The organism is Nevskia soli, from assembly GCF_903970205.1.
Classification (GTDB): Bacteria; Acidobacteriota; Terriglobia; order Bryobacterales; family Bryobacteraceae; genus Bog-113.
The window spans coordinates 1-5,335 of sequence record NZ_CAJCHS010000150.1; the positions used below are offsets into that span (position 1 = coordinate 1).

Below are 5,335 nucleotides of genomic sequence, written 5' to 3' on the forward strand. Positions count from 1 at the left end.
AAACGCGGGTCACGGAACAGTGGCGATACCGGTCGTCCGCGACGTAATCAAGGCCTACTTCGATAAGAAAGCCGCCCGCCGCGGGGAAGCACCCCAGCCGATCCACATGGAAATGCCCACCGCCGAATCTGACGACGGCGCGGGTGACCGCTGATGCCGGGCCGCCGCTTGGTCCGCGATCTTGATTGGGCGATGCTGTCCATCGTCTTCATCATCTGCGGCATCGGCATCGTTCAGATCTATAGCGCCACCCGCGGCACGACTTTCCAGGACACCTGGTGGAAACAGATCGTCTACATCGGGATGGGCGTGATCCTCATGTGGATTACGACCGCGGTCGACTACCATGCGCTGATCGAGCAGGCCAACGTCTATTATGTTGTCGCGGTCGCCGGGTTACTCGGGGTCCTGGTTATGGGTAAGACGGTGTTGGGCGGAAAGCGCTGGATCCCGCTTCCCGGCGGTCTCAACCTGCAGGTGTCCGAGTTCGCCAAGTTAGTGATATTATTGATCGTAGCCAGACAGCTAACCAGAATTTCCACAGATGTTCTGGAGTTCCGGGACTTTCTCCGGATCGTTGTGGTGGTATTGGTTCCGATGGCCCTGATCGCCGCGGAACCGGATCTCGGCACAGCCCTGACGTACTTACCGATCCTGGGAATCGGGGTGTTTCTGGCGGGACTCCGGTGGCAATATTGGGCGGCGATTGCGGTGATTACGGCGGTAGTGGTTCCGCTTGGGTTTGAGTTCATGAAAGACTACCAGCGGAACCGGCTTTTGAGTTTTGTCGATCCGGACCGCGATCCGAAAGGCACCGGATACCAGTTGATTCAGTCGCGGATATCGGTCGGAGCGGGTGGGATGTGGGGTAAGGGAGTGACCAAGGGCTCGCAGACGCAACTTGGTTTCCTTCCCATCCCGCACACGGATTTTATCTTTTCGGCGTTTGCCGAAGAGCACGGGTTTGTCGGAGTTACTGTTGTCCTGTCGCTGTATTTTGTGCTGCTGATGCAGATTGTGCAGAATGCCCAGACTGCGCCCGATCGCGCAGGCATGTTCCTGTGTATGGGCGTGGCTGCCCTACTGCTGTTTCACCTGCTAGTCAATGTAGGGATGGTGGTGGGACGGATGCCGGTTACGGGTATTCCGCTGCCACTTATGAGTTATGGGGGATCCAGTCTCTGGAGCGTTTTCATGATGCTGGGTCTAGTGAATAATGTTCGCTTGCGAAGGTTTGTGAACTAAGAAAGTTTTCGGGAGCCCCTGCTAGAGAACTCTCGGCGATGGCTTGCATAAAGCCGCTGGATGAGCGGGAGTGGTTCCCCGGTGCGATCCGGATGAACGTGAAATTTTGGATTCTGGTGTTTGGGAATAATTCAGTCCGGAGCGGCCACGCGTGAGGGCTGGCAGCGTCAATCCGCGCGTTCTTGTTACGCGCGAAGCAGAAAGCACGCAAGGGTGAACTCTCCGCTTTTTTCGTCGCCGAGCGGTCCTGTGAAAGGGAGCCCGACGGAGAGAGTGAATGTCAAAGGAACTAATCGTCTCCGCCACGCGCCATGAAACGCGCGTCGCGATCCTTGAGGATGACCAACTAGTCGAGATTTTTCATCAACGCGAGAAAGAGTATTCGCTCGCGGGAAGTATTCATAAAGGCCGCGTTACCCGGGTGTTACCCGGCATGCAGTCCGCGTTCGTCGATATCGGACTGGAACGCGACGCCTTCCTCTATGTCTCCGATTTCTTCGAAGACAATGACGAATACGACAAGGTCGTTTCCGGTGTTGAGGAGAAGGTGCTCAAACTGGAGCGCGGCGGGGGTAGCAGCGCCGGGGGTGGTAACGCGAGCGCTGCTCCGATTGCGCTGCCGACTCCGATGGAACCCGAACTTGCCGCGATTTTAGGTGCTGTGCCGGGAGCGCTGATGGTGTCCGCGCCCGCGGCGCAAAGTACGAACGGGCAGGCCGCGACCTCGGAGCCGCGCCGCGAGAATGCGAGCCGTGCCGACCAACAGCAACGCGACCGAGGCGGGCGCGGGCGAAGAGGACGCAGGCGTCGTCCCGGCGGCGGAGGGCTACCCGAGTCGAAATTCTTCTCGCCCCGTGACCATCGGGAGCCGCGTGAGAATCGCGAACCGCGCGAAGTGCGGGCTGAGGCGCGAGGGAATGATTCTCTCACTCAGGAAGCTGAGCCGAGCGGCGGATTGGTGGTCCTTCCCGGCGAATCGATATCCAAATATGTCGGCCACATCGGGGGCGAGGGCGAGCCGGAGGGCATCGACGCGACTGGTGAATCGCCTACCGCGGAACTAACTTCAGCGAACGCGACACTCGGTCTTGCTGAGGAAATCGTTCATCAGGAACACAACGAAGCTCTGGTTGACGAGTGGGAAGCCAGCATGGAAAAGCGGCGCGAGCCGCAGCGGGAAGAGCCGGAACCGGAATTCCTCACGGGCGCTGTTCTATCGGCCGCGGTCGAGGTCTCCGAAGAGCCTCTGGCCGAAGCTGAACTTGAGGAGGAAGATGATGAGGGCGAAGAGCCCGAAGCCGCATCCGAGCTTCCGGACGAACAGGCGGAAGAACAGGCGGAAGAAGCCTTCGAGCCGGGTTTCGACGCTGTAGATGTCGATCCAGTCGATGAACTCCAACGCGTCTCAGCCGAGCCCGCGGCAGAACCGAATCCGGAACAAGAAGGACCGGAACCCGCCCGCATTCCCCAAAGCCTGACCGCAACCCTGCGCGAGCAAGGCAGCCGTCTTCCGCATCGCATGTCCCGGCGGATGCGCCGGCGCATGCGCGGCGATCGTCCCGATGAGAAGGGTGCGGAGGGGACCGGAGAAGCTGCCGTCGAGTCCGCCGGCGAGACGCCGAGCGAGGGCGCGCCCGCAATGGCAGCGCCACAGATCGAAGAAGTGAAAGCTGCCGCTGAGCCGCGCCGTCAAGGCCGCGGCCGCGAAAGTCGTCCGCGCGAAGACCGTGCGCGCGAAGATCGCCCGCGTGAAGACCGTCAAGACAAGCCTCGCGAAAATCGCGATCGGGAAGATCGCAATCGAGAAGAAGCCCGCCCGATAGTCCCCTCCATCGCCGACCTGCTCAAAGCCGGCCAGGAAATCATCGTCCAAATCGCCAAAGAACCCCTCGGTCAGAAGGGCGCCCGCATCACCTCGCACATCGCCTTGCCCGGCCGCTTCCTGGTTTACATGCCGACCGTCGACCACGTCGGCGTCTCCCGCAAAATTCCGTCCGACGACGAACGCCTGCGCCTGAAGCGCATCCTGCAAACCCACCGCGTCGGCATCCCCGGCGGCTTCATCGTCCGCACCGCGGGCGAAGGCCGCTCGGAAGATGAGCTCAAGGCCGACATGATGTTCCTCCATAACATGTGGACCGACATGCGCCAGAAAGCCGAGAAACGCCCCGCGCCGATGCTGCTGCACCACGACCTGGATCTGGTGGAGCGCATCCTCCGCGACCAGCTAACGAGCGCGTTCAAGACGGTCTGGGTCGATAACGAAATTATCTACGAGAACGTGCTCAGCTTTGTCCAGCGTTTTCAACCGGCGATGGTGAGCCGCATTAAGATGTACACGCGCAAAACGCCGATCTTCGATGAGTTCGGGATTACTCAGGAACTCGAGAAGGCGCTGCGGCCGAAAGTATGGCTGAAGAGCGGTGGTTACATCGTCATCAATCAGACCGAGGCATTAGTTGCGATCGACATCAACACGGGTAAGTATGTCGGCAAGAGTAATCGCCTGGAAGATACGATCGTTAAGATCAACACGGATGCGATCCGCGAGATCGTCCGTCAGATTCACCTGCGCGACTTAGGCGGAATCATTGTAGTGGACTTCATCGATATGGATGAGCGCAAGAATCGCCAGAAAGTAATGCAGGCGCTGGAGGAAGGCATGCGGGTAGACCGCGCGCCCTATAAGATTCTGCAATTCAACGATTTTGGCCTGGTAGCGATTACCCGTAAGCGCGTGAAGCAATCGCTGGAGCGGACGCTCTGCTCGCCATGCCCGTATTGCGAAGGCGCGGGTTCAGTCAAGAGCGTGACGACCGTCATCAGCGAGATTCTGCAGGAAGCGCATAAGATCGCGGGCGCGGTTGAAGGCGATAGTGTGATGCTGCGGGTGAATCCTGAGGTCGCCAAGGTATTGAAGAGCAATACTAATGATCATTTGGAAGAGATTGAGTCGGTGGTAGGGCGGACTGTGATGATTAAGAGCGATCCGCTGCTGCATCAGACTAAGTTCGATTTGGCTTAATCGGGCGAGATAGACCCCGCCTGACGTCAGCGGTAAGCTTCGCGGTGGTTGCGGACGCGGAGCGGACTCGATAGTCGCCGACACGGAGGCGGAACTCGGGCGGGTCGATTCCTTGAAGCCGTTTCACATTACCGGCGCCAGTTTCGGCGAAGCGTTCGGTGGACAGCTTGATGCGACGGGCGATGCCCTTATCGAGACTCAACATGTCATCGCTTCGGCGTGAGGAATGCCCTTGCCTCCATTATTCCTGAGCCAGTCGCGGGCCTCGGTCACGGCAAGTTTTTCCTCTTCCGTGTCCGGCTCGTCGTCAAGCGGTGCGTTGCGCAGAGCCGCGGTTGCGGGGTCGACGATCGTTTCCAGAAACTGAACCAGGCCGGAGAGCTGGGTGTCGGGCAAGCGGTCGATCAACTGGTGGGCCAGTTCGCGAGTAGGGGTCATCGGGGAAACTCACCCCACATTTCCCGCCGTGCGGCCGCAAGATCTTCCTCAGAAAGTGTGAAGTTGAGATCAGCCAGAATTCCCTTGTTTTTCGCTGGTGGCAATGCCCTGACCTTTTCGATGATCGCTTCTTCGATACTCATTTGCTTCCTTATTATCCGCCAGGCGGGCTGCTCGCTCTTTGCCTATTTACGTAATTTACATCCGTGTTCATCCGTGTTGTTCTGAAAACACCTGTCAGCCTACTGAGCCGCGACGGTAACGGAGCTGGTGCTCCGGAAAAAGAAGCTTCGAATGCTTTTGCCGCGAGAAAGCGGATGCCCAGGTTGTAACCGCTCCGTCACCGTCGCGGCTCAGTATGTGGTATTTGGCAGCGACTCAAAGACGGCCCGCGGCAACGGAGTGTTCAACATTTTCATTCCCCAGGGTGGACCGCGGGCCATATGTGGTTTATCTGTGTCCATCTGTGGGAGCGACGGCCCGGTGAGTCGGGACTTTACCAGCTCCGTCAAATCCCCAGATCGTGGTGTCCATCGGACCTAGCCACAGCCAGGCCAATGTTCAACTGTTTGTCAGCGGAAACGGATGTCGCCGACAGTGTCAAAGGCAAAAACCCATTAGCCACAG

At 58.9% G+C, this 5,335-nt stretch carries 4 protein-coding genes; 2 read left to right on the top strand and 2 right to left on the bottom strand.

All coding sequences use genetic code 11. The annotated features are described in order from the left end of the window. The first annotated feature begins 153 nt into the window (after positions 1–153). Positions 154–1,245, top strand: a complete 1,092-nt coding sequence (rodA, locus tag H1Y01_RS06805) for a rod shape-determining protein RodA (protein WP_180539689.1) — start codon at positions 154–156, stop codon at positions 1,243–1,245. A 277-nt stretch (positions 1,246–1,522) separates the two neighbouring features. Further along, entirely contained in the window at positions 1,523–4,270 is a 2,748-nt protein-coding gene (locus H1Y01_RS06810) for an Rne/Rng family ribonuclease (RefSeq protein WP_180539690.1), read from the top strand. Positions 4,271–4,468: 198 nt separating this feature from the next. Here H1Y01_RS06810 and H1Y01_RS06815 read toward each other — a convergent pair whose 3' ends face one another. Continuing rightward, positions 4,469–4,708: a hypothetical protein gene (locus H1Y01_RS06815; protein ID WP_180539691.1), complete on the bottom strand. Its 240-nt coding sequence runs from the start codon at positions 4,706–4,708 to the stop codon at positions 4,469–4,471. Continuing rightward, complete coding sequence (locus H1Y01_RS06820; RefSeq protein WP_180539692.1) at positions 4,705–4,851, bottom strand: hypothetical protein; 147 nt, start codon at positions 4,849–4,851, stop codon at positions 4,705–4,707. The genes H1Y01_RS06815 and H1Y01_RS06820 overlap by 4 nt, the downstream gene beginning before the upstream one ends. Positions 4,852–5,335 lie beyond the last annotated feature (484 nt).